Below are 23,482 nucleotides of genomic sequence, written 5' to 3' on the forward strand. Positions count from 1 at the left end.
CACTGAACGTCCGGCCTTGTCCGTGCGTATCACCCGGTGTACCTGCCGACCCCGTCCGATCCCCCGGAGCCATCGCCGTGCCCCACACCGCCCGAGGCGTCGCCGCGCTCTCCCTGCTGTTCCTGCTGACCGCCTGTGGGGGAGGGGACGGGAAACCCGCCGCGAAGGCGTCCGGGGGGACCGCGCCGGCCGCCGCCGCGCAGGTCGTCGCGCCCGCGAAGGTCGAGATCATCGCGGGGATGACCGGCTGCACCCCCAGCATCCGCATCCAGGCGGACGAGTTGCGGGAGGGGAGCTGCCGGACCGCACAGGGGAACTACATCGTCACCACGTTCCCGAAGGAGACCCTCCGGGACACCTGGCTGGACGCGGCGGCCATCTACGGCGGCACCTACCTCATCGGCCCCCAGTGGGCGGTCGGCGGGAAGCCCGACGTGCTGAAGAAGCTCCGGCCCAAGATCGGCGGCGAGATCGTGCAGCTCACCGGCAGCGGGCCGAGCCCGCTGCCCACCGGCGCATGAGAAAGGGGCCCCTCTCACGAGGGGCCCCTCCGTCGTCGCGCCGGGTCAGTTCACCCGGGCGATCCGCCAGCGCTGGTTGGCGCCGGAGTTGCCGTACCACGTGGTGACCGCGGCGCCCTCGTTGGTCGACTGGCCGCCGACCTCCAGGAGACGGCCCGTCGAGGCGTTCACCAGGGTCCAGGTGCCGTCGCCCGTGGTGGACAGGATCCACTCGGTCGCCGGGTCACGCTTGCCGGTGTCCGGCTCGATCACCGGGACGTCGCTGCGGACGGCGAGGCGCTTGCCCTCCGCCGGGTTCGCGAAGACGTACCGCAGACGGTTGCCCGTCGTGCCGTACACCTGCTCCAGACGCCACTGCTGGGCGACCGCCCCGTTCGCCGAGTTGATGGTCAGACCGGTGCCGTCGGCGGCCACGGTCACCGACTTGTTCGACTGGACGCCCGTCAGCGTGTACGCCTTGCCCTTGCTGAACAGGCTCGCGTCGGCCGCGACACCGGAGACGCCCTTGACGGCGAACGACGTCACCGACTGCGCCGGGACCGTGAACGACGCCTTGCCGCCCGCGACCTTCACCGCGGCCTGCTTGACCAGCTTGCCCGCGGCGTCGGTGACGGTCGGGGTGACCGTCGCCTTCTTGTCGACCTTGCCGAAGCGCGACAGGTCGATGACGACCTTGCGGGGCGCGGTCGTCGAGTTGACGTGGACCAGCGAGGCGCCCTTGCCGTCCTGCGTCACCGCGGCGGCGCTGGAGGTGTCGTCCACCTTGATCAGGCTGTCGCCGGGCTTGATGAAGTGCGTGAAGTTACGGGCCGTGTCGAACTTGGTGTTCGTGTAGATCGGGCACGACTTCAGCGTGTCCTTCGACTTGCAGCTGAACGGGAGCTGGATGGAACCCCAGTTGCCGCCCTTGGCGGACTCGCCGCCCGGCTTCATGTTGTCGTAGTCCTCGACCGGCTGCCAGAACACCCACGCCTTGGGCTCCAGTTCGCGCAGGTCGTTGACCATCTGCTGGGCGAGACCCAGACCCGGGCGCATGTCCGTGAAGCTCTGCCCGTCGCCCCAGTCGCCCTCGACCTCGCTCATCCACAGCGGCTTGTCGGCCGCCTTGGCGAGGTCGCGCACGGTGGTGCGCTGACTCGTGCCGTAGGTGTGGACGTTCATCTGGCCGACGAGGTCCTTCGACGCCTGGGAGTAGGAGTTCCAGTTCGTCGTGAAGATACCGGGGTTGGTCTCGTCCATCGCCGATATCCTGGCGCCGACCTTGGCCTTCCTCAGCGCGGGGGCGAGCGCCGCGAGGACCTTCTCCTGCATCGCGGGCCCGATGTGCGCGCCCTCCTGACGGCCGCCCACGGGCTGGCCGTCCTCGTTCAGCCGGGTACCCCAGTAGTTGGTGTTGGGCTCGTTGAACGGGTCGACCGTGTCGACCTTGATCCCGGACGCCTTCTCCAGACGCTTCGTCGCCCCCGCGAGGTAGGCGGCGAAGTCGTTCACCGAACTCGCCTTCAGCTGCTCGTCGCCTGCGTTGAAGCCGCCCGAGACGTAACCGCTGACCGTCATGAACCACGGCGGGGAGTTGGAGAACGTCTCCCAGTGGGTGATGTCCTTCTTGATGCGGTCGACCCACCAGCGCTGGGTCGCGTCGGCCTTGTCGTTCCAGTTGGCCGGGTTGTCCGCGTTCCACCAGTTCACATCGGTGCGGGTGGTGCCCGCCGGGGCCTTCCACCAGCCCTGGACGGCGCCGCCGGCCCTCAAGTAGTCCTTCACGTCGGGGGCGTTGCCGCCGCCGATGTTGTAACGCGCGATGTTCAGCGCGAGACCGTCGTCCCCGAACAGGAGCTTCGCGAGCTTCTCGCGGACGTCCTTCGGGTAGTCGCCGGTCGCGTTCGCGAACCACACCAGGCTGGTGCCCCAGCCCTCGAACTTGTCCTGCTTGTACGACGGATCCGGCTGGACGGTGACCGTAGGGGTGGCGGTGTCGGCCTGCGCGAGCGGCGCGGGGACGGCCAGCAGAGCCGCCCCGGTCGCCAGCGCGGTCATCGAGGCCGCCCCGAGGAACCGTCTGTCGCGGGTGAGTCGTGCCATCGTGTGCTCCCAGCTTCATAGGTGGAAACGCTGCGGTGGCCCCTCCCCGCCGCACGGGCAGGGAGGGGTGGCCCCGGGCGGACGGACACACGTCGCCCGGGGAGTCGGAGATGTGGGGGATATGCGGGGGATCAGACCAACGGGCGGCGTACGACCGTCACTTCACGCGGGCCGAGGGTCAGCGAGCCGTACAGTACCTCACCGGCGAACGCGCCCAGGCCGACGGTGTCGTCCGTGCGGTTGACGAGGAACAGGAACTTCTCCTCGGCACCCTTGCGCACGGTCAACTCCACACGGCCCCGCGCCTGCTCGGGCAGTTCGCTCTCGACGCCGGCCGGCGCGAGCAGCTTCGGCAGCAGCGCCGTGAGCCCCTCGACACCGAGGCGCGTCGACACGTACGACGCCGAACCGCCGCCCGTGCTGCGGCGCGTGACGGCCGGGCGCCCGGACTGGTCGCCCGACGCGTAACGGGCGAGGACCTCGGTGGCGTCGTCGGCCAGGGAGACACGGTCCGTCCACAGGGTGCCGGTCGTGCCGTCGTCCAGCGCGACCGACTCGCCCGCCAGGAGGGGACCGAACTCCTCGATGCGGATGCCGAGGACGTCGCGCAGCGCGCCGGGGTAACCGCCCAGCCAGATGTGGTCGTTCTCGTCGACGACGGCCGAGAAGTACGTCGTCACCAGGTGGCCGCCCTGCTCGGCGTACCGGGTGAGCTCCTTGGCCAGCTCGGCCGACATCACGTGCAGGATCGGCGTGATCAGCACGTCGTAGCGGGAGAAGTCGGTGCGCTTGGTGATCAGGTCGGCGCGCACGCCGAGCGCGAGGAGCGCCGAGTACCAGTCCAGGCCCTCCTGGCGGTACTTGAGGAGCTCGGTGGGGTGCGAGTCCTGCTCGCTGGCCCACCACGAGTCCCAGTCGAAGACGATGCCGACCCGCGCGGACTCCCGGTCCGAACCGGCCACCGGCGCAAGCGCCTTGAGGGTCGCGCCGAGGTCGGCGACCGCACGGAACACCTCGCTGTCGCGGCCGGCGTGCGGGACCATCGCCGAGTGGTACTTCTCGGCGCCCGCCGCCGACTGCCGCCACTGGAAGTAGCAGACGGCGTCCGCGCCGTGCGCCACGTGCAGCAGCGCGTCACGCGCCAGCTCGCCGGGGCGCTTCGCGACGTTCACCGGCTGCCAGTTCACGGCGCTGGTGGAGTGCTCCATCAGGAACCACGGCTTGCCGCCCGCGATACCGCTCGTCAGGTTCGCGGAGAACGACAGCTCGTCGCGCGACTGCGGGCCGGGGTGGACGTAGTGGTCGTTGGAGACGAAGTCGATCTCCGCCGCCCAGTCCGCGTAGTCCATGCCCTTCGTCTCGCCCATCACCATGAAGTTCGTGGTGACGGGGACGTCCGGGGTGATCTCCTTCAGGATGTCGCGCTCGGCGCGCAGGTAGTCCTTGAGGACGTCGGAGGAGAACCGCTTGAAGTCGAGCTGCTGCGTCGGGTTCGGGTGCGAGGCCGCGAGGCGGGGCGGCAGGATCTGCGCCCAGTCGGTGTACCGCTGCGACCAGAACGCCGTGCCCCACGCGTGGTTGAGGGCCTCCAGCGTGCCGTAGCGGGCTTGCAGCCACAGCCGGAAGGCGCGCGCGGCGTCGTCCGAGAAGTCGTACACGTTGTGGCAGCCCAGCTCGTTCGAGACGTGCCAGGCGACCAGCGCCGGGTGGTTCCGGTAGCGGTCCGCCATCGCGCGCACCAGGCGCAGGGCGTGCTCGCGGAAGACCGGGGAGGTGGGCCGCCAGTGCTGGCGGGCGCCCGGCCACAGGGTCTCGCCGGTCTGCGTGACCGGGAGGATCTCCGGGTGGGCCGTCGTCAGCCACGGCGGCGGGGAGGCGGTCGCGGTCGCCAGGTCGACGCCTATGCCGCCGGCGTGCAGCAGGTCCATGACCTCGTCGAGCCAGCCGAAGTCCCAGGTGTCCGGACCGGGCTGGATACGCGCCCAGGAGAAGATCGCCACGGAGACGACGTTGACGCCCGCCTCCCGCATCAGGCGGATGTCCTCCTCCCACACCTCCCGGGGCCACTGCTCGGGGTTGTAGTCGGCGCCGTAGCCGAAGCGGGGGGTGGGGTCACCGTCCGCCCCGCGACCGGCGCGGGCGTGGAGGGTGGAGATCATGGCGGTCCTTCCCAAGGGTGGTGCACGGGGGCGGCGCGGCACAGGGCCGCGCCGCCCGGTCGTTCTGAGACTGCTCAGGCGAGAGAGAACTACTTCTCGACCGTGAAGCCCTGCTCGTTGCCGTACTTGATCGAGGCGTCCTGCCAGGCCTTCAGGCCCTGCGCCAGCGTCGTGGAGGACACGTACGCCTTGCCGACCGAGTCGTTGAAGATCGAGTTCGCGTAGGGCTGGAAGGGGAGGTACTTCCAGTCGCTCGCGACGTTCGCCGCGGACTCGGCGAAGATCTTGTTGGCCTCCTGGCCGCCGAAGTAGTCGAACTTCTTGGCCTGGAACGTCGGGTCGGCCAGCTCCGCCTTGGTGGCGGGGAAGGCGCCCTCGGAGACACGGGTGGCGACACCGGCACCGGAGTTCGCGTACTCGACGAACGCGTACGCCAGCTCCTTGTTCTTCGCCAGCGCCGGGACGGTCAGCGAGCTGCCGCCGTTCTCCGCGCTCGCCTTGTCGCCCTTGGCCCAGGCGGGCATGGCCGCGGCACGCCACTGGCCCTTCGCGCCGGGGACACCGGTGGCGAAGTTGGCCGGCATCCAGGCGCCGGTCGCGAGGGTGGCGATGCTGCCGTCGCCGAGGCCCTTGTACCAGTCGTCGGACCAGCCGGTGACCGGGGCGAGGAGCTTCTCGTTGATCAGCGTCTGCCAGACCGTCTCGAACTTCTTCGCGCCCGCGTCGTCGAAGTTGATGCCGACCTTGGTGCCGTCGACCTTGTACGGACGCGAACCGGCCTGCCACAGCATGGACGTCGTGAACCCGGCGTCACCCGTGTCGCTCGCGATGTACGCCTTCGGGTCGGCCTTGTGCAGCTTGCGGGCCGCGTCCAGGTACTCGTCCCACGTGGTCGGGACGGCGATCTTGTACTTGTCGAAGACCTGCTTGTTGTAGAACAGCGCCATCGGGCCGGAGTCCATCGGCAGACCCCAGACCTTGGAGCCGTCGCTGACGGCGTTCCACGGGCCCGGCGTGTACTTCGACGCGAGCTTGTCGGCGCCGAACTTCGACAGGTCGGTCAGACCCTTGGTGAGCGAGTACTGGCCGACGGCGAAGTACTCCACCTGGGCGACGTCCGGGACGCCCTTGCCGGCCGAGATCGCGTTCGACAGCGCCGTGTAGTGCTTGTCGCCGGACCGCTCGCCGACCAGGTTGACCTTGACCTTCGGGTACTTCTTCTGGAAGTCGGCGGCCACGGTCTTCAGCGTGGGCTCCCAGGCCCAGACCGTGATGTCGCCGCCCTTGTCCAGGGCCGTCTTCAGGTCCCCGGAGGAGACGGCCTTCTGCTCCGAGTCGCTGTCCGAGCTGCCACAGGCGGTGGCGCCGACGGCCAGGACGGAGACGAGGGCGACGCCGCGAAGGACACGGCTCGTTGTTCTGCGCATGGTGCTTCCACTTCTTCGTGGGTGGATCGGTGAGGGTGGGGGTGGTGCGTGTTGCGTGGGGTCTAGAGGGTCATTCCTTGACGCTCCCGGCCGACAGACCGGACTGCCAGTACTTCTGGAGGAGCAGGAAGACGGCGATCAGCGGCAGGATCGTCAGCAGCGAGCCGGTGATCACCAGGTTGAAGATCACGTCACCGCCGATCGTCTGCGCCTGAGCGCTCCAGGAACTGAGGCCCAGCGTGAGCGGGTACCAGTTCGGGTCCTTCAACATGATCAGGGGAAGGAAGTAGTTGTTCCACGTGGCGACCGTCGTGAACAGCAGGACAGTGACGATGCCGGGCGCCAGCAGAGGCAGCGAGACCTGGAAGAACGTCCGGATCTCCCCGGCGCCGTCCATGCGGGCCGCTTCCAGCAGCTCCGTCGGGATCGCCTCGGCGGCGAACACCCACATGAGGTAGAGGCCGAAGGGCGACACCAGCGACGGGATGATGACCGCCCACGGGGTGTCGGTCAGCCCCATTTTGCTGAACATGAGGAACGTCGGCACCGCGAGCGCCGTCCCCGGGACCGCGACCGCGCCGATGACGACGGCGAAGATGCCCTTCTTGCCGGGGAAGTCGAACTTCGCCAGCGCGTACCCGCCGAGCACCGCGAGCAGCGTCGCGCCGCCCGCGCCGAGGACGACGTACAGCAGGGTGTTCAGCAGCCAGCGGCCGAAGATGCCGTCGTGGTAGGTGAACGTGTCGCTGATGTTGCTCCACAGCGCGAAGCTCTTCGCGAACCACAGGCCGTTGGAGTCGGCCAGACCCTCCTGGGTCTTGGTGGAGGAGATGATCAGCCACACCAGCGGGGCGATGGTGTAGACGGCCATCAGCGCCATCAGGCCGGTCAGCAGCTTGCTGCGGCGCGGCTTGCCGGGGACGTACCCCTTGCGCGGGGTGCGCAGCTTCGGCGTGCTCCGCGTGGGAGCGGGGGTGGTGACAGAGGTGGTCATCGCTTGTCACGCTCCCTTGCGCATGCCGCGCAGCTGCACGACGTAGGCGACGATCATGGTGATGACACCCATGATGATCGCGACCGTCGCGGAGTAATTGTGCTGCTGGCCGTTGAAGGACAGCGAGTACGTGTAGAAGTTCGGCGTGTAGTCCGTCGTGATCGCGTTCTTCGCGAGCGGCTGGAGGATGCTCGGCTCGTTGAAGAGCTGGAAGCTGCCGATGACCGAGAAGATCGTCGCGATGACGATCGAACCCCGGATCGCGGGGATCTTGATCGACCGGATGACCTGCCACTGGCTCGCGCCGTCCAGCTCCGCCGCCTCGTACAGCGACGTCGGGACGACCCGCAGCGCCGAGTAGAAGATCAGCATGTTGTAGCCGACGAACTCCCAGGTCACGATGTTGCCGATGGAGGCCAGCACCAAGCCGGGGTCGAGCAGGTTCGGCAGGGTCACTCCGAACGCGTCGTTGATGTCACGGACCAGGCCGTACTTCGTGCCGTACATGAAGCCCCACATCAGGGTGGCGACCACCGCGGGGACCGCGTACGGCAGGAAGATCGTGATCCGGAAGAAGCTCTTGCCGTACAGCCGGCCGCTGTCGAGCGCGAGCGCCACCAGCAGCGCGATGCCGAGCATGATCGGCACCTGGACCAGCAGGAACAGGCCGACCCGGACCAGGGAGTCCCAGAACTGCGAGTCCTGGAGCGCCTGGGTGTAGTTGTCGAGGCCGACGAAGTGGTTCCCGCCGATGAGCTGGTCGCGGAAGAGGCTCAGGTAGATCGAGTACCCGATCGGCGCCAGGAAGACGAGAGCGAAGACCGCGACGAATGGGCCGATGAAACCCCAGCCGGTCCAGGACCGGCGGTCCTTCTTCGCCGGGGGCGGTGCCGGCCGCGGCTCGGCGGCCGGCGCTTGCAGCGTCTTCATGATCGATCCTCGCTCGTCCACTCATGGAACCCGCGGCGCCCCACGGTTCCCAGTGCGGCGTCGCTTTCGATGTTTACGCAAACATCAGCCAGCAAAAAAAGAGACCTGTGCTGTTATGTTTACGTAAACATCTGATGGCGGCATGTCTACACTCCTCCGATGACGCAGGTCAAGGGTCTCCGGGGGAGAGAGTGGCCGGCGTGGTGAAGGAAGAGGCCGGGGGTTGAAAATGGACACGACACACAGGCTCCCGGCACAGGGGTCCGGACCTGCCGGGAACAGAGGCAGGCGGACGAACGTGTCGATGGCCGACGTCGCCCGCGTGGCCGGCGTCTCCTCCCAGACCGTGTCCCGCGTCTCCAACGGGTACGAGGGTGTCACCGAGGAGACCCGCCGCCAAGTCCTCGACGCGATGCGGGAGTTGGGATACCGGCCGAACAGCGCCGCGCGCGCCCTCAAGCGCGGTGAGTTCCGCACGCTCGGCGTGATCACCTTCTCCCTGTCGTCCACCGGGAACGTCCGCACCCTGGAGGCGATCGCCAACTCGGCCGCCGCCGAGGGGTATGCGGTGACCCTCCTGCCGGTCGCCGTGCCGACCCAGGACGAGGTGCGCGGCGCCTTCACGCGCCTGGAGGAACTCGCGGTCGACGCGGTGATCGTGATCATGGAGGTGCACCTCCTGGACGCGGCGACGATCAACCTGCCGCCCTACGTCCAGGTGGTGGTCGCCGACTCCGACGCGGGGGAGCGGTACACGGTCGTCGACACCGACCAGGACGGGGGGACGCGGACCGCCGTCCAGCATCTGCTCGGGCTCGGGCACCACACGGTCTGGCATCTCGCCGGGCCCGAGGACTCCTTCGCGGCGCAGCGGCGCACGGACGCCTGGCGGGACACGCTCACGCAGGCGGGGCGGCCGGTGCCGCCGCTGGTCAGCGGGGACTGGTCGGCGGAGTCCGGCTACCGGGCGGGTCTGGAGATCGCCGAACGGGACGACTGCACGGCCGTGTTCGCGGCCAACGACCAGATGGCGCTCGGTCTGCTGCGGGCGCTGCACGAGCGCGGGCGGCGGGTGCCCGAGGACGTCAGCGTCATCGGGTTCGACGACATCCCGGAGGCGTCGTCGTTCCTGCCGCCGCTGACCACACTGCATCAGGACTTCGCCGAGGTGGGGCGGTTGTGTGTGCGGGCGGTGCTGCGGAAGATGCGGCACGACGGGCCCGCGCACGGCACGACGCTGGTGCCGACGCGGCTCGTGGTGCGGGAGAGCACTGCGCCGCCGCCGGTGCGCTGAAGGCGTCACAGAGGTGGATTCAGGCCATCGCGAATTCGCGCGATGGCCTCTTTTTCGTGCCCGGAACGCGGGTGCAAGAAGGGAGCAATACGACGATCATGCGGGGGAGTTGTGGTTGAATGGTGAAGAATCGGCCAGGTGACTCGTTTCAGTCGCCGTATTCAGCCGCAGACCCCTGTCCGAAAGTAGAGAGGCGTCGGCACCTTGACCGCCACCCTGTCCGAGTTCCACTACGGTCTCGTCACCCCCGTCGCCGCCTATGTGATGGCCTGCATCGGCTCGATGCTCGCCCTGCGCTGCACCACCCGGTCCCTGCGCCGGGCCGGCGGCGAACGCCGCTGGGGCTGGCTGGCCCTCGGCGCGATATCCCTCGGCTGCGGCATCTGGACCATGCACTTCATCGCGATGATCGGCTTCACCGTCGACGGGCAGCTGATGAACTACGACGTCGGCCAGACGATGTTCAGCCTGCTCGTCGCGATCGTCGTCGTCTCCGTCGGCGTCTTCCTCGTCGGCTACCGGGGCGCCGGAGTCGTCAACCTCGCCATCGCCGGCACCGTCACCGGGCTCGGGGTCGCCGCCATGCACTACATGGGCATGGGCGCGCTCCAGGTCGGCGGCGGACTGCGCTACGACACCGGCATCGTCGTCCTGTCCATCGTCATCGCCATCGTCGCCGCGACCGCCGCGCTCTGGGCCGCCGTCTCCATCAGCGCCGTGTGGGCCACGCTCGGCGCGAGCCTCGTCATGGGCGCCGCCGTCTCCGCCATGCACTACACCGGGATGTCGGCGGTCAGCGTCCACGCCGCGCACGGCACCCTCAGCGGGCAGTCCTCCGCCGGCCTCCTCTCCTTCATGCTGGCCATGCTCGCCGGGCCGCTGATCCTGCTGCTCATCGCCGGGGTCATCGTCATGTTCGACCCCGAGGTCGTCATGGGGCGCTCGGAGTGGGAGAAGGCGCAAGTGCCTTCGGCGGAACCGGCGCGGGAGGTGGGGGCGTTCGACTGGAAGTGAGGGGTGGGGAGGGGCCGGCGGGGGGTGTTCGTATCCTGGCCGGTCCCTCTTTTTTACGGCGGGGTGAGCCGGCCGACCCAGTTGTGCGCGCCGATCGCGCCGGGGCCGCGCACCTGGCAGAGGTGGACGGTGTAACGCTCCTGGAGCACAGCCAGGTTGAGGGTCTCGCCCGGTTCCGCCGCGAGCCGCTCGTGGACCGGCAGGCCCTGCTGGGTCTCTCCAGCACGGTCACGGCCCGGTCGGCCGACCGAACTCCGCCTGGTGTCGCGCCCTGCGGCGCGTGGGGGAGTGGTGAGTGGCTCGGCGATGCCCTTCACCGTGTTCCGCAGGGCGTCGGGCAAGACGTCCGTCGGCTCTCTTGACTCCCGTGTTTCCCGCGCACCACCATCGAAGGCGGCCGAACGAACCTCTGTCGAAGAGAAGGGGACGGCCCATCCCATGCGAACGAGACTCATCGCGAGCTGTCTGACCGTCGGCGCCGCACTCGGCGCGGTCCTGTGGCCCACGGCCGCCACCGCGGCCCAGGTGGTCTGCATCCCGGAGGCCCGGGTCTGCGCCGGGGTCGACGGCGACGCGGCCCAGGGCTACCAGTACGTGTTCGTGATCCAGCAACCGCCCTCCCCCCTGTCGCTCTCCTTCACCGTCAACGGCGCACCGGCGAGAGGCAGTACCGCGATCGTCACCCGGCCGAACCTGGTGCAAGGCTGGTTCAGCCCGTCCTCGGCGCTGGTCCAGGGAGACCGGGTCTGTATGACCGTCGCCCTCATCCCCGGCACCTACTGCGGCACGGCGCGCTGACCCCGCCTCACGCCTCCGCGAGCAGCGGATCGAACGGCGTCGTCCGCCGGTGCCCCGACATGAACGACAGGAAGTCCCGCACGAAGTCACCGCGCTCGTACGCCTCGCCGGCGCCGGACAGGTCACGGTGGAAGCCCTTGCGGAACAGCGCCCGGTACTCGTCCGCGTCGATCCTCCCGTCACCGTTCCTGTCCGTGGCGGCGAAGAGGACCTCGGCGACCTGGATGAGCGCGGGCCCGGCGAGCGCGGGAACGCCGGCCGCGTACTCCTCGCGGCTGATCCGGCCGTCGCCGTCGGTGTCCAGGGCGGACTGGAGTTCGCGCCACCAGTCGGCGAACGCGGTGTAGAGGCGGGCCTCCCGGGGTTCGTCCAGATCGAGGCGGGAGGAGAGTTCGCGGGCCATCGCGGCCAGGTCGGGCCAGGTGATCCGGCCGTCACCGGTCTGGTCGAGGACCGCGTCGAAGAACTCCCCGGCGTCGACCGAGGTTTCCGGCGCCCAGGCAGGCTCGGCGGGCAGGGGAGTGACCAGCCGGACGAAGGCGCCCGCCCGCTTCACCGTGTCCCGCACCGCCCTGATCCGGGGATCGTCGCCGTCCGGCGAAGCCGACAGCAGCGCCACCACCTTGTCCGCCTCGATCCAGCCCTCCGGCAGGAACCGCGCGAGACCGGCGGCGAAGTAGGTGCTCTGCAACAGCGCCCCCGCCCCGGGCACCTCGGCCAGCCCCGCCCGCCGACGGAACGCCTCCGGCAGCGACGCGACCGTCACCGCGCCGATCACGGGCCCCGCGACCGTCCGGCCCGCCGCCCACAGCGTCGGCACACCCCGCAGCAGCGGCGGCGCCGGAACGTGGTCGAACAGCCGGTACAGGATGATCCGCACCGCCTCGGTGTTCTCCAGCTCCTCGGCCACGACCCGCTCGTAGTACGGCCAGAACTCCCGCACCGTCCCCGGCAGCCGCGTCCGTTCACCGTCCAGCGCGCCCAGGAACGCCCGGTACTCCGCGTACACCCGGTCCATCTCCGCCGGGTCCAGCGGCTGGCCGCTCAGCCGGCACATCGTGACCGTGCTCTCGAACAGGGTGGCCACCACCCACGCCCGGACCTCCGGGTCCAGCGCGTCGTACGGCCGCCCGTCCCCGCCTCCGTCGCCGCTGAGCCGCGCGTGCAGCCGGTTGAGGCGGGCCGCCTCCCGCGCGCGGACCTCGTCGTCGGCGCCGAACATGCGGCGCAGGCTGCGGTAGGTGTTCCACAGACGGCGCCACGGATGCGCCACGAACGTCGAGTTGTCCAGCAGTGCCGCGCCGACCTGCGGATGCGCGGCCTCCAGGACGAGCGCCCGGACCAGGGCCAGCGCCCACCGGGGGTCGTCCACGAACGTGTCGAACTTCGAACCCGGGCCGAACAAGGGGACTTCGGCGGTGGCGGTGTCGGTCACGGGCGGGACTCTCCGATCGGCTGCGGGGACGGGGCCGGGGGCTGTACGACGCCGCCGTAACGGCGGTCCCGGTGCCGGTAGGCGTGCAGGCACTCCAGGAAGTGCGGGGCGCGGAAGTCGGGCCACAGGACGGGCGGGAACGTCCACTCCGCGTAGGCGACCTGCCAGAGCATGAAGTTCGAGATGCGCTGCTCACCGGAGGTACGGATGGCGAGGTCCACGTCCGGCGTGTCCGGGAACGGCAGATGCGCGGCGAAAGTCTCCTCGTCCACCGCGTCGGCCGCGATCCCGTCGCGGATCAGCGACCTCGCCGCCTCCACGATGTCCCGCCGCCCGCCGTGGTCGAACGCGACCGTCAGCGTCATGCCCCGGTTCGCCTCCGTGAGCGTCATCAGGTCGGCGAAGTCCCGCGCGAGCCCGGCCGGGATCCGGGGATCGCTCACCCCGAGGAACCGGCAGCGGATGCCCCGCGCGTGCAGCAGCGGCGCGTGCTTGCGGACCACCCCGCGCACCAGCCGCATCAGGTAGTCCACCTCGGGGCCGGGCCGCCGCCAGTTCTCCGTGGAGAACGCGTACAGGCTCAGCCACTGGACACCCGCCTTGCGCGCGGCCTCGATGACGTCGATCACCGTCGCCTCCGCGGCCCGGTGCCCCGACGTCCGGGGCAGCGCCCTGCGCGCCGCCCACCTGCCGTTGCCGTCCATCACACAGGCCACATGCCGAGGCACTTCCCCCGGCGCCACCGCGCCCCGCTCACTCCCCGCCGACACCCGTGTCCCCACCATCCCGCAAGCCCCTCCCGCCCTCGAAACCCACCCCCAGCCTGCCTCCCCCTTCCACCGAACGGTCGAACACGTCCCCCGATTCACCCGAAAGAGATCACCGGCCGTACGACTCGGCCAGACGCGCGCCTGTTTCGGCCACCCTCGCGTTTTCCTCGGCCGGTGAGACCGGTGGCCGTGAAGTCCCGGAGGAGGGCGGAATTTCCTCGCCGTGCGCCAACGGGCAACGCCGGCCCGGGACATGGGACACCGCCCGATAAGGTCGGTGCATGGTGAACACATTCTTCGCGCCGGGGCAGGTCATCGTCCGGCGCGAGATCCTGGACGGCCGTGAGTGGCTGGTCCACCCGGTGCGAGTGGTGGCGCACGACGCCGACGGACTCGCCGTCTTCACGGCTCAGGGCACCCCCCTCACCTTCGGGCAGGGCGACTTCTCCCTCGGCCTCCACCCCTGGCTCGCCCTCGGCGACACCTGGCTCTCCGAGGGCGTCCTCCAACTGGTGCGCCCCGGCGACGGGTACTCGGTGTGGAGCCGGCCCGCGGGCGGCTGGTACGTCAATTTCCAGCGCCCCATGCGCCTGACCCCCGACGGCTTCGACACTCTCGACCAGGAACTGGACCTCCTGATCCCGCCGGCCCCCGAGGTCCCGCCCTACATCTGGAAGGACGAGGACGAGTTCGCCCACCGCGCCGCCACCGGCGGATTCGAGCCCGGCGAGGACGAGTCGGTACGGGAGACGGCGGCCGGTGTCGTCGCCCTGATCGAGAGCGGTGACCACTGGTGGGCCAAGTGGAGCGGCTGGCGGGCACCGGACGGCTGGACCGTTCCGGCGCGGGTCGCTCTGACGTAGGGCCGGCCGGGGCGCGAGGTCGGACCGGCTCCCGTACCCCTCAAGCCACCCCGAGGAACCGCAACACCGCCAGCACCCGGCGATGATCGGTGTCCGCGCGCGGCAGATCCAGCTTGGCGAGGATGTTGTTGATGTGTTTGGCCACCGCGCTCTCGCTGACGACCAACTGTGCGGCGATCCCCGCGTTGGAGCGTCCGCCGGCCATCAGTTCCAGGACCTCCCGTTCGCGGGGGGTGAGGCGGTCCAGGGGGTCGCTGTGGCGGCGGATCAGGAGTTGGGAGACCACTTGGGGGTCCAGGGCGGTGCCCCCGGCGGCCACCCGGCGCACGGACTCGGCGAACTCCTCGACGTCCGCGACGCGTTGCTTGAGGAGGTAGCCGATGCCGGTCGTGTGCGCGGCGAGCAGGTCGGCCGCGTACCGCTCCTCCACGTACTGGGAGAGCAGCAGGACCCCGGTGTCCGGCCACTGGCGTTTGATCACCAGCGCCGCCCGCACCCCCTCGTCGGTGAACCCGGGCGGCATCCGCACGTCCACCACGGCGAGTTCGGGCCGGTGCTTCTCGACCGCCGCCAACAGCTCCTGCGCGTCGCCGAGTTCGGCGGCCACCTCGAACCCGGACATCTCCAGGACCTTGACGACCCCGATCCGCAGCAGCACCGAGTCCTCGGCGATCACGGCACGCATGGCAACTCCACAGTCAGCACGGTCGGCCCCCCGACGGGGCTGTCGAGGGACAGCCTGCCATCCACCGAGGCCACCCGGCCCGCCAGCCCCGTCAGCCCGGACCCGGCACCGATCCGCGCCCCGCCGACACCGTCGTCACTGACCACGACCAGCAGCGTCGGCCCGAACCGCTCCACGTTCACCTCGACCCCCGAGGCCTCCGCGTGCTTCACGACGTTCGTCAGCGCCTCCGACACCACGAAGTAGGCGACGGACTCGGTCGTCGCGGACGGTCGTGACGCCAGATCGACCCGCACCCGTACGGGGATCGGCACCCGTGCCGCGAGCCCGGACAGCGCGGCGTCCAGCCCCCGGTCCTCCAGCACGGCCGGATGCAACCCCCGCACCAGCGCGCCGAGTTCCTCGATCGCCTCCTTCGACTCCCGGTGCGCCTCGTCCAGCACCTGCCGCACGTCCGGCGGCAGATCGGTGAGGGTCGCCTTCGCGATCCCCAGGTTCACGGCGAGCGACACCAGCCGCTGCTGGGCCCCGTCGTGCAGATCCCGCTCGATGCGCCGCCGCTCGGCGTCGACGGCGTCCACCAGCTCCGCCCGGCTCTCGGCGAGCGCGCTCACCCGGTGGGCCAGCGCCTGTGCCCGGCTCGGACCTAGGAGCGACTCGGCGGCCCGACCGTCCAGCCGGGCCAGCGCCCCCGACAGCCACGCCGTGCCGTACAGCAGGGCGATCCCGGCAGCGGTGACGTAGGCGCCCTGCACCGAATAGCCGGCCTGCGTGATGCGCCAGTCGGCGGGCACGGCCCAGATCCACACGTAGAACGAGACCGCCCCGGCGGCCACGGGCCACATCAGCAGGGTCAGAGCCGCGGCGAGCGCCATGAGGGGACCGGCCGCCAGGTGGTACTTGAGCGGTCGCCGCGAGCGGTCCCGCAGGGGCGGGATCTCCACCCCGAGCCGCTCCCGCAGCCGCGCCCGCTGCAACCGGGTCAGCACCGGCGCGGCCGACACCACCGCCGCGAGCGGCACGAGGACCGCGACGAGGACCGCCCACAGCGCCGACGCGTCGAAGAAGATCCACGGCAGGCCCAGGACCAGCATGACGCCGAGCTGGATGAGGAGCCCCGTGAGGTGGAAGGCGACCGGGCGGGCGGCGCGGCGCAACGGGTTCAGCGCGGCCCGGAGCGGACGAGTGGTGAGGTGCATGTGCGTCACCGTAGAGCGCGGGACGGGTGCCGGGCCATGAAGGGGGTACCCGTCTCAGGGGTGGCACTGGTACCACCCCTGACCAGGCGCTTTCCGGACGTCAGGGGGTCGCGGAGCCGTGCCCGGCGGCGGGCTCCAGGAACCGCAGCAGCACCTCCGCCTCGTCCCGCAGCCGCCCGGCGTGCGCCGTCCCCTCCACCTGCTCCGCCGCCCGCAGCCGCTCCTCGACCTCGGCCCGCACGATCCGTACGACGTCCTCCTCCTCCCCGAGCACCCTCCGCTCGGCCTCCGTCGCCCCGGCCCCCACCGGCACCTGCTCGATCGCCTGCCCCCGCAGCGCCGACGCGTCCACCGGCACCGCCTCCGCGTTGTCGAGCGCGGCCAGGGTGGCCCGCAGCGCACTCACGGCGGTCTTCTCACGGGCCCGCATCGCCTCGGGCAGGGCACGGCGCAACTGATCACGTAGGGACATGCCGGGACCCTACGAGCCCGCCGCCCGGCTGCTCAACCCGATTGTCAGTGGCGGTCGCTAAGGTCGACGGCACCTTGAACCGACGAGGAGCACGGTCCATGAGATCTCCGGCGGACCTGGACACCGTCCAGTGGCACACCCTGACCCACGCGTACGGCACCGCCGAGGACGTTCCCGGGCTGATCAGGGCGCTGTACGAGGGCGACGAACCGGCGGACGAGGCGATCTACGAGCTGTACGGCAATATCCACCACCAGGGCTCGGTGTACGAGGCGTCCGCGCCGGCCGTCCCCTTCCTGGCCCACGCCGCGAGGCACGCCGAGGGCAAGGCCGCGGACCTCCTCATGCTGCTGGCCGTCCTCGCCGACCACGACGAGGAGGACCTCGCCTCCAAACACTGGGCGGGCAGCGAGACCGCCGGGATCTGCGCCGAGCTGTGCCGGGTGCTCCCGGACCTCCTGCCGTGCCTCGAAGACACCGACGTCTCGGTGCGGCGGGCCGCGCTGCGGGCGGTCGCGGTGGTCGCCGGCCTGCTCCCGGCCGGCCTGCGCGAACAGGCGGAGAACCGGCTCGACGCGCTGTACGCGGGTGACCCGGAGCCAGTGGTGCGGGCGGACGCGCTCACCGCGCTGGCCCGCTTCGGCCGCGCACCGGAGGGGCTCGACGACCCCGCTGCCGAGGTGCGGCTCGCATCGGCCGTGCTGCACGCCGAGCGCTCCGGGGCGCCGTACGAGGCCGGGCTGGTGGAGGTGTTCGCCGCGATACCGCCCGCGTCGAGGGACGGCTTCCCGTGGTCGGACGGTGTCGGGCAGCACCAGCGGATCACCGAGCTGCTCGGCAAGGACCCGGTCGCCGCACTGACGATCGCCGCCCGCTGGATCGAGGCGGGGGACGACAGCACCCACGGCTCCTGGCTGGCCGAGGAGATCGCCGAGACCTGGCGCGACCGCGAACCCGAGGTTCTCACCCTCCTGTTGGCCGCCCTGCCCCACCACGCGGCCGACCCGACGGCCCGGCTCCGAGCGATCGCCCACTGGAGCGACCGCCTGCCGAAACGGCCGGCTGCGGGGACGCACTCGGGCGGGCCGGGCCGCGAGAACACCCCACACGCCCGCCTCCTCACCGCCCTCCGCGCCACCCTCCACCACCACGCCACCACCGAGGGCGACGCCGCCGCCCCAGCCCTCCTCGCCCTCGTCCGCACCGGCGACCCCCGAGCCCTCGCCCTGATCGCCGACCACCCCACCCCCGCCCTCCTGGAAGCCGCCGCCCACCACTTCCCCGAGGCCGCCAACCGCCTCGTCCCCCTGATCCGGCGTGAACTCGCCGCAGGAGCCACGGGTAACGCGGCGATCACCCTCGTCGGCGCCCTGGCCCCCTTCGGTGACGCCGCCCGCGCCGCCCACCCCGAACTCCTGGACTGCCTGGCAACCGGCCGCGCAGCCATCGTCGCCGCCCGCATGCTCGGCCACCTCGGCATACGCACCCCCGAGACGACCGCCCTCCTGAGGGAAGCGATGGACAGCCCCGACTCCTCCCTGAGCGTCTCGGCAGCCGTCGCCCACCACCAGCTCACCGACAACCCTGGCCCGACTCTCGACGCCGTCAGATCCCGCCTCCTCGGCGACGGCCGCACCCACTGGTACCTCCGCAGCCTGCGCCCCCTGGGCAGCGTCGCGGCCCCGCTGCTCCCCGTCGTCGAGCCCCTCCTGGACTCGAAGGACGACTGGACGCGGCTCGCGGCGGCCGAGGTGCACCACTGGATCACCGGTGCCCCCGACCGCGCCGTGCCGGTCCTCGCCGCACTCGTCGGCCCCACCCCGGTCGGCCTCGACGCGCTGCGGACCCTGACGGCCCTCGGCCACTGCCCCGAGGACCTTCGCCCCACCCTCCGAGGCATCTCCTTCTCCCCGCTCCGCCTCCTCACCGACCACCCCCACTCCGGACAGGGTCACGCCGACGACGAACTCCGCACCCTGGCCCGCACCCTGCTCACCGCCGGCCCGACATGACATGCTCCCTCACGTCCCGAAGAAGTCCGCGAGCCCCCGCGCCGAGTGTGTCGCGACGCTCACGTTGCCCGCGCCCACCACCAGCACGAGGAGCGTCATGAGGACCCCGAGCCCGCCGAACAGGCCGAGCAGGCGCCGCGCGCGGTGGTCCGTCGTCCGTGCGAAGTGCCTCCACAGCACGACGCTCACGACGGCGAACGCGACGGCCAGCACCCCGGCGAGCACCGCCATGGTCACGTGGTAGCGGACGTTGTCGTCGATCATCTCCGCGAGCGCCGGCGGAGCGCTGTCGGGGCGGCCCAGTTCCGTCCGTACCTGGTCCAAGGTGTTTCCGTATGTCCCGGATCCGGAATGTGTCCCGGTCGGCAGCATCGTCAGGACCGATGTGAACGGCGCCACCGCGCCCTGCACGTTCGCCACCACGACCAGCAGTGAGAGCAGCCCGGCCCCGCTGACGGCACTCCCCGCCACGGCGAGCCCCGCCCGCCGGGCCCCCTCGCTTCTGAGGAACGCCCGCCACACCGCCGTCCCGAGCGCCACCAGCACGGCCAGCAGTACAGCGGAGATCGCCGCCTTGGCCACATGGAACCGGAACCAGTAGTCGACGACGCTCCCCAGTTGCGGCGAGTAGTCCGCCTGTCCGGCGGCCCAGTAGCGGACGAACCCGTCCTTGACGACCCCGACGAGCGTCCCCTGATCCCCGAACCGGCCCTGTGACCCGTCGGCCGCCAGCAGATGAGGCCCGAGAGCGACGGCGGGGACGAGCAGCGCGGCGAGCGGCACCAGCACACGGGCACGCGGCCGGCCGGTCGGCGGGGGGACGATGGAGGTACTGGACACGGCACTTCCCGGGGTCGGAGCGGAGCGACCTCTCAACCTTCCCGTACCCGGGCCCACTTGCCCACTGGGGAACGCCACCGGACCGGAGGAGGGGTTACCCCCACCCTCACCATCCCGGCCGCACGCTCACACCGCCGTCCACCGGAAGGTCCGCCCCCGTGATCCAGGACGCCGCGTCGGACGCGAGGAACACGCAGGCCGCGCCGACGTCCTCGGGGCGGCCGAGCCGCCCGAGGGGAGCGGAGGCGTGCCAGCGGGCGACGCCCTCGGGCCAGTCGTCGGCGAGGCCGGGGCGGTCGACGAGACCGGGGGAGACGGTGTTGACGCGGATGCCGAGGGGCCCGTACTCCAGGGCGGCGGCGCGGGCGTGCGCGACGAGGGCGGCCTTGGAGACGCTGTAGTGGGCGTGCCCCGGGGCGGGGCGGGCGCCCTCGACGGAGGCGATGTGGACGACGCTGCCGCCACCCCGGCCCGCCATGGCCCTCACCGCCTCCTGGGTACAGACGAACGCGCTGGTGACGTTGGCGTCCTGCGTCTCCCGCCAGTCGGACACGGTCAGCGCCGAGAGCTCCTTCACCGGCTGCACCCCCGCGTTGTTCACCAGCACGTCCAGCCGTCCCCGCCACCGCACCGCTTCCCGGACCACCCGCCGGCACTCCTCCTCCCGCGTCAGATCCCCGCTCACCACCACCGCCTCCCCGACCTCCCGCGCCAACTCCGCGGCCCGCGTGACCTCTTGACGGCAGTGGACGACGACCCCGGCCCCCGCGCGGGAGAGCTGACGGACGATCCCCTGCCCGATCCCCCCACCGCCCCCGGTGACCAGGGCGACACGGCCGGACAGCGGACCCGGGACGGTGCTCACGAAGCTCTCTCCCTCTCGACGACCGTCGACGACCCTCGACGACGTGAGCCAACTATGACTCCGGATAGAACTGCGCGTACCACTTCCGCAGCGCCCGGATCCCCTTCTCGTGCGGCAGCAGCACCGGCTTCGCGAGATGCACCTTGTGATCCCAGATCAGCAGCTCCTCCCGCACCTCCCCGAGCGCCTGCGACCGGAACACCAGCTTCAGCAGCGGCGTCAGGAACGGCGCCCGGGGCGGCTTGCGCAGGTAGTACAGCATCCGCAGCTCACTCGTCCGGTCGTCCACCGGCGTGCTCAGCGCGATCGCCGTGAGCGACAGCACCGGCCCCTGCGTCCGGACGACCATGACGCCCGGCCCGTACATGAACGCGTCGAAGGTGTTGTCGATGTCCCGGCCCAGCACCCGCCGCCCGATCCGCCCGCGTGCCTCCGCGAACGGCCCGTCCTCCCGCCACTCCTGGGCCAGCGGCTCCGGCTGCCCGTGGATGAAGTGGAAGTGCGACTCGTCGACGATGTTCTCCCGCATCTCCTGCACGTGCACCCGCGCCCGGCAGGTGTCGTCGATCGGCGCCGCGTACCCCCGGTCGCCGGTCTCGGGGATCTCCGGCACCTCCCACTGAGGCTCCCCAGGGCCCACGTACACGAACACCAGCCCGCTGTGCTCGCGCACCGGGAACCCGCCCAGCGCCACCTTCGGCACCCGGGGTGCGAACGGCGCCTTCACGCACCGGCCGTCCGCCCCGAACCGCCACCCGTGGAACGGGCATTCGACCGCCCCGTCGACGACCTTCCCGCCCGCCCCCAGATGTGCCCCGTAGTGCGGACAGTGCGCGTCCAGCACCGCGGCCCGCCCGTCCTCCCCGCGGAACGCCACCAGCGCCCGCCCGAAGTAGTGCAGGCTCACCACCTGCCCCGCCTTCAACTGCCCGCCGCGCGCCACCGCGTACCACCCGTACGGCACGCTCGGCATCGGATACGCGTCCGCTCGCCCGTCCCGGGGGAGCCGCATCAGGTCGTCATGTCCATGCCGTGATCGCATGCGGAGATGGTAGCGACCCTGCTCCTTTCAACTACCCCTTGCCGCAAGGAAGTTGACGCAAAACCATGGCTCGGGGGCAGAAGCGCGGGGAAAGTTGACCGGAGCATCACGCTTCACGGCCGCAACCGCCCCACCGGGAGGCCCACGTGTACCGTCAAGTGCTCGACCCGCTGGCCGGATCGTTGTACTGGTCCGCCGTCCTCGCCGCGACACCCCTGCTGACCCTCTTCGCGCTGCTCGGCTTCCTCCGGGTCCGCGCCCACTTCGCGGCCCTCGCGGCCCTCGCCCTCGCGCTGCTCGTGGCGGTGACGGTGTGGGGGATGCCTGCCGGGCAGGCCCTGTCCGGCGCGGCCGAGGGCGCCTTCTACGGACTGTTCCCCGTGCTGTGGATCCTCGTCAACGCCCTGTGGATCTACCGGATGACGGAGGTCACCGGCTGGTTCGCGGTCCTGCGAAGGTCCTTCCGCGCGGTCTCCGCCGACCAGCGCGTCCAGGGCATCCTGATCGCGTTCTGCTTCGGCGCGCTCATCGAGGCCCTGGCCGGCTTCGGCGCCCCCGTCGCCATCACCGCCGTGCTGCTGGCCGCCGTCGGCGTCGTCCCGCTCAAGGCGGCCACGGTCGCGCTGGTCGCCAACACCGCGCCGGTCGCGTTCGGCAGCATGGCCGTGCCGCTCACCACGCTCGCCGGGGTCACCGGGCTGCCGCTGGACGACCTCGGCGCGATGGCGGGCCGGCAGACGCCGCTGATCGCCGCGTTCGTCCCGCTCGTCCTCGTGTTCCTCCTCGACGGGCGCCGGGGTGTGCGCGAGACGTGGCCCGTCGCGGTGGTCGCCGGGGTCAGCTTCGGGGCCGCCCAGTTCGCCGCCGCGAACTACATCAGCGTCGAGGTCACCGACATCGTCGCGGGTGTCGTCGCACTGGTGTCGGTCCTCGGGTTCCTGCGGGTGTGGCACCCGGCGCTGGTCACCGTCGGCGGCGGGATCGACACGTACGAGGAGCCGGACCCCGGCGCCGAACCACCCCCCGAGGGCAGCGCCCTCATGGCCTTCGCCCCCTATCTGATCATCGTCGCCCTCTTCGCCCTCACCCAGCTCGGCCCCGTCAAGGACTGGCTCGCCGTGCACGGCGTCGCCACCTTCTCCTGGCCCGGCCTCGACGTGCGGACGGCCGCCGGACAGCAGGCCGGGGCCGTCACCTTCAAACTCGAACACCTCAAGGCCGCCGGGACGATCCTCCTGCTCGCCGGACTCCTGACGGCGGCCCTGTACCGTCTGCGCCCCGCCCCCGCGCTCAAGGCGTACGGCGCGACGCTGCGCCGACTGCGCCGGACCGTCGTCACCGTCACCTCCGTCCTCGCCCTGGCCTGGGTGATGAACCTCTCCGGGCAGACCGTGACCCTCGGCACGGCCCTCGCCCAGACCGGCACCGCGTTCGCGTTCTTCTCGCCGGTCGTCGGCTGGCTCGGCGTCGCGGTCACCGGGTCCGACACCTCCTCCAACTCCGTCTTCGGCGTCCTCCAGGTCACCGCCGCCCACGAGACCGGCCTCGATCCCGTCCTCCTCGCCGCCGCCAACTCCACCGGCGGCGTCCTCGGGAAGATGCTCTCCCCGCAGAACCTCGCCGTCGCCGCCGCGGCCATCGGCATGACCGGCAGCGAGAGCGTCATCTTCCGCAAGGTCCTCGGCTGGAGCCTCGGTCTCCTCCTCGGGTTCGCGGTGCTCGTCTACCTCCAGTCGACGCCGGTCCTGGGGTGGATGACGGTCTGAGGGGCGGGACATCAGCGTTCCGTCAAGGTCCCGTCCGGGCGGGCCGTCCGAGCGGGGGAGCGGGCATAACGTCGACGACGAGCCCCGGTCCCGCCTCCCCGCGACCGGGGCACCCCACACGGAGGCCACCCATGAACGAAACCCCGCACGGCGACGACCCCGAACCCTGCGATCCCTCCCCGGCCGGACCCCTGTACGTCCCCGTCCGGCCGCGCCCCTCGGGCTGCGCGGCCCGCCTCTTCCGCACCCCGCTCGGCACCCGCACAGCCGTCGCCTTCACCTCCGCCGACCGGCTCGCGGCGACCCTCGGCACG

General features: G+C 71.2%; 20 protein-coding genes and 2 pseudogenes. 8 read left to right on the forward strand and 14 right to left on the reverse strand.

Annotated features, from left to right (window positions below; all coding sequences use genetic code 11):
* The first annotated feature begins 77 nt into the window (after nt 1-77).
* A complete protein-coding gene (locus ACVNF4_RS03675) occupies nt 78-521 on the forward strand; it encodes a hypothetical protein (RefSeq protein ID WP_461801185.1) in 444 nt (147 codons plus the stop codon).
* Between the two features lie 45 nt (nt 522-566).
* Here ACVNF4_RS03675 and ACVNF4_RS03680 read toward each other — a convergent pair whose 3' ends face one another.
* From ACVNF4_RS03680 to ACVNF4_RS03700, 5 genes are all read right to left on the reverse strand, one after another.
* On the reverse strand, nt 567-2,603 hold the full coding sequence (locus ACVNF4_RS03680) for an RICIN domain-containing protein (protein WP_461801186.1): 2,037 nt from the start codon (nt 2,601-2,603) through the stop codon (nt 567-569).
* A 131-nt stretch (nt 2,604-2,734) separates the two neighbouring features.
* Nucleotides 2,735-4,762, reverse strand: coding sequence for a beta-galactosidase (locus ACVNF4_RS03685; RefSeq protein WP_461801187.1), 2,028 nt, complete (start codon nt 4,760-4,762; stop codon nt 2,735-2,737).
* A gap of 89 nt (nt 4,763-4,851) precedes the next feature.
* Nucleotides 4,852-6,189: an ABC transporter substrate-binding protein gene (locus tag ACVNF4_RS03690; RefSeq protein ID WP_461801188.1), complete on the reverse strand. Its 1,338-nt coding sequence runs from the start codon at nt 6,187-6,189 to the stop codon at nt 4,852-4,854.
* A gap of 70 nt (nt 6,190-6,259) precedes the next feature.
* A complete protein-coding gene (locus ACVNF4_RS03695) occupies nt 6,260-7,183 on the reverse strand; it encodes a carbohydrate ABC transporter permease (RefSeq protein ID WP_461801189.1) in 924 nt (307 codons plus the stop codon).
* A 6-nt stretch (nt 7,184-7,189) separates the two neighbouring features.
* A complete protein-coding gene (locus ACVNF4_RS03700) occupies nt 7,190-8,113 on the reverse strand; it encodes a carbohydrate ABC transporter permease (protein ID WP_461801190.1) in 924 nt (307 codons plus the stop codon).
* A gap of 304 nt (nt 8,114-8,417) precedes the next feature.
* Between ACVNF4_RS03700 and ACVNF4_RS03705 the strand changes: the two genes are divergently transcribed.
* Both ACVNF4_RS03705 and ACVNF4_RS03710 read left to right on the forward strand, forming a co-directional pair.
* Nucleotides 8,418-9,407, forward strand: coding sequence for a LacI family DNA-binding transcriptional regulator (locus ACVNF4_RS03705; protein ID WP_461801191.1), 990 nt, complete (start codon nt 8,418-8,420; stop codon nt 9,405-9,407).
* 204 nt (nt 9,408-9,611) lie between these two features.
* Nucleotides 9,612-10,421: an MHYT domain-containing protein gene (locus tag ACVNF4_RS03710; protein ID WP_461801192.1), complete on the forward strand. Its 810-nt coding sequence runs from the start codon at nt 9,612-9,614 to the stop codon at nt 10,419-10,421.
* A gap of 59 nt (nt 10,422-10,480) precedes the next feature.
* Here the strand turns inward: ACVNF4_RS03710 and ACVNF4_RS03715 are convergent.
* Nucleotides 10,481-10,636: pseudogene (locus ACVNF4_RS03715) on the reverse strand (IclR family transcriptional regulator); the annotation flags it as partial.
* A gap of 223 nt (nt 10,637-10,859) precedes the next feature.
* Here ACVNF4_RS03715 and ACVNF4_RS03720 point away from each other — a divergent pair.
* The gene (locus tag ACVNF4_RS03720) at nt 10,860-11,219 is read left to right on the forward strand and encodes a hypothetical protein (protein WP_461801193.1); all 360 of its coding nucleotides are present in this window, start codon (nt 10,860-10,862) and stop codon (nt 11,217-11,219) included.
* A 7-nt stretch (nt 11,220-11,226) separates the two neighbouring features.
* Here ACVNF4_RS03720 and ACVNF4_RS03725 read toward each other — a convergent pair whose 3' ends face one another.
* Together ACVNF4_RS03725 and uppS are read right to left on the reverse strand one after the other, a co-directional pair.
* Nucleotides 11,227-12,654 (reverse strand): oxygenase MpaB family protein, encoded by a 1,428-nt coding sequence (locus ACVNF4_RS03725; RefSeq protein WP_461801194.1) that lies wholly within the window; start codon nt 12,652-12,654, stop codon nt 11,227-11,229.
* A complete protein-coding gene (gene uppS / locus ACVNF4_RS03730; protein ID WP_461801195.1) occupies nt 12,651-13,439 on the reverse strand; it encodes a polyprenyl diphosphate synthase in 789 nt (262 codons plus the stop codon). Before uppS ends, ACVNF4_RS03725 begins: the two co-directional genes overlap by 4 nt.
* Before the next feature lie 266 nt (nt 13,440-13,705).
* Between uppS and ACVNF4_RS03735 the strand changes: the two genes are divergently transcribed.
* A complete protein-coding gene (locus tag ACVNF4_RS03735; RefSeq protein WP_461801196.1) occupies nt 13,706-14,287 on the forward strand; it encodes a ribonuclease FAU-1 family protein in 582 nt (193 codons plus the stop codon).
* Nucleotides 14,288-14,327: 40 nt separating this feature from the next.
* Here the strand turns inward: ACVNF4_RS03735 and ACVNF4_RS03740 are convergent, their stop codons facing one another.
* From ACVNF4_RS03740 to ACVNF4_RS03750, 3 genes are all read right to left on the reverse strand, one after another.
* Nucleotides 14,328-14,972 carry a LuxR C-terminal-related transcriptional regulator gene (locus ACVNF4_RS03740; protein ID WP_461801197.1) on the reverse strand — a complete coding sequence of 215 codons (645 nt, stop codon included), beginning with the start codon at nt 14,970-14,972 and terminating at the stop codon, nt 14,328-14,330.
* Complete coding sequence (locus tag ACVNF4_RS03745) at nt 14,960-16,171, reverse strand: sensor histidine kinase (protein ID WP_461801198.1); 1,212 nt, start codon at nt 16,169-16,171, stop codon at nt 14,960-14,962. Before ACVNF4_RS03745 ends, ACVNF4_RS03740 begins: the two co-directional genes overlap by 13 nt.
* A gap of 100 nt (nt 16,172-16,271) precedes the next feature.
* On the reverse strand, nt 16,272-16,643 hold the full coding sequence (locus ACVNF4_RS03750; RefSeq protein ID WP_461801199.1) for a GatB/YqeY domain-containing protein: 372 nt from the start codon (nt 16,641-16,643) through the stop codon (nt 16,272-16,274).
* Between the two features lie 98 nt (nt 16,644-16,741).
* Between ACVNF4_RS03750 and ACVNF4_RS03755 the strand changes: the two genes are divergently transcribed.
* On the forward strand, nt 16,742-18,655 hold the full coding sequence (locus tag ACVNF4_RS03755; protein ID WP_461801200.1) for a hypothetical protein: 1,914 nt from the start codon (nt 16,742-16,744) through the stop codon (nt 18,653-18,655).
* 9 nt (nt 18,656-18,664) lie between these two features.
* Here the strand turns inward: ACVNF4_RS03755 and ACVNF4_RS03760 are convergent, their stop codons facing one another.
* From ACVNF4_RS03760 to ACVNF4_RS03770, 3 genes are all read right to left on the reverse strand, one after another.
* A complete protein-coding gene (locus ACVNF4_RS03760) occupies nt 18,665-19,495 on the reverse strand; it encodes a hypothetical protein (protein ID WP_461801201.1) in 831 nt (276 codons plus the stop codon).
* A 106-nt stretch (nt 19,496-19,601) separates the two neighbouring features.
* Nucleotides 19,602-20,360, reverse strand: a complete 759-nt coding sequence (locus ACVNF4_RS03765) for an SDR family NAD(P)-dependent oxidoreductase (protein ID WP_461801202.1) — start codon at nt 20,358-20,360, stop codon at nt 19,602-19,604.
* Nucleotides 20,361-20,412: 52 nt separating this feature from the next.
* Complete coding sequence (locus ACVNF4_RS03770; RefSeq protein WP_461801203.1) at nt 20,413-21,402, reverse strand: Rieske 2Fe-2S domain-containing protein; 990 nt, start codon at nt 21,400-21,402, stop codon at nt 20,413-20,415.
* A gap of 146 nt (nt 21,403-21,548) precedes the next feature.
* Between ACVNF4_RS03770 and ACVNF4_RS03775 the strand changes: the two genes are divergently transcribed.
* Both ACVNF4_RS03775 and ACVNF4_RS03780 read left to right on the forward strand, forming a co-directional pair.
* Complete coding sequence (locus ACVNF4_RS03775; RefSeq protein WP_461801204.1) at nt 21,549-23,168, forward strand: L-lactate permease; 1,620 nt, start codon at nt 21,549-21,551, stop codon at nt 23,166-23,168.
* Nucleotides 23,169-23,299: 131 nt separating this feature from the next.
* Nucleotides 23,300-23,482 (forward strand): annotated as a pseudogene (locus tag ACVNF4_RS03780) (SAV_915 family protein); the annotation flags it as partial.

Source organism: Streptomyces sp. S6 (assembly GCF_054880855.1).

Coding starts and splice junctions, on each gene's coding strand:
- ACVNF4_RS03680 (WP_461801186.1), bottom strand. CDS start 2,603: ATGGCACGACTCACCCGCGACAGACGGTTCCTCGGGGCGGCCTCGATG.
- ACVNF4_RS03685 (WP_461801187.1), bottom strand. CDS start 4,762: ATGATCTCCACCCTCCACGCCCGCGCCGGTCGCGGGGCGGACGGTGAC.
- ACVNF4_RS03690 (WP_461801188.1), bottom strand. CDS start 6,189: ATGCGCAGAACAACGAGCCGTGTCCTTCGCGGCGTCGCCCTCGTCTCC.
- ACVNF4_RS03695 (WP_461801189.1), bottom strand. CDS start 7,183: ATGACCACCTCTGTCACCACCCCCGCTCCCACGCGGAGCACGCCGAAG.
- ACVNF4_RS03700 (WP_461801190.1), bottom strand. CDS start 8,113: ATGAAGACGCTGCAAGCGCCGGCCGCCGAGCCGCGGCCGGCACCGCCC.
- ACVNF4_RS03705 (WP_461801191.1), top strand. CDS start 8,418: ATGGCCGACGTCGCCCGCGTGGCCGGCGTCTCCTCCCAGACCGTGTCC.
- ACVNF4_RS03720 (WP_461801193.1), top strand. CDS start 10,860: ATGCGAACGAGACTCATCGCGAGCTGTCTGACCGTCGGCGCCGCACTC.
- uppS (WP_461801195.1), bottom strand. CDS start 13,439: ATGGTGGGGACACGGGTGTCGGCGGGGAGTGAGCGGGGCGCGGTGGCG.
- ACVNF4_RS03735 (WP_461801196.1), top strand. CDS start 13,706: ATGGTGAACACATTCTTCGCGCCGGGGCAGGTCATCGTCCGGCGCGAG.
- ACVNF4_RS03740 (WP_461801197.1), bottom strand. CDS start 14,972: ATGCGTGCCGTGATCGCCGAGGACTCGGTGCTGCTGCGGATCGGGGTC.
- ACVNF4_RS03745 (WP_461801198.1), bottom strand. CDS start 16,171: ATGCACCTCACCACTCGTCCGCTCCGGGCCGCGCTGAACCCGTTGCGC.
- ACVNF4_RS03750 (WP_461801199.1), bottom strand. CDS start 16,643: ATGTCCCTACGTGATCAGTTGCGCCGTGCCCTGCCCGAGGCGATGCGG.
- ACVNF4_RS03755 (WP_461801200.1), top strand. CDS start 16,742: ATGAGATCTCCGGCGGACCTGGACACCGTCCAGTGGCACACCCTGACC.
- ACVNF4_RS03770 (WP_461801203.1), bottom strand. CDS start 21,402: ATGCGATCACGGCATGGACATGACGACCTGATGCGGCTCCCCCGGGAC.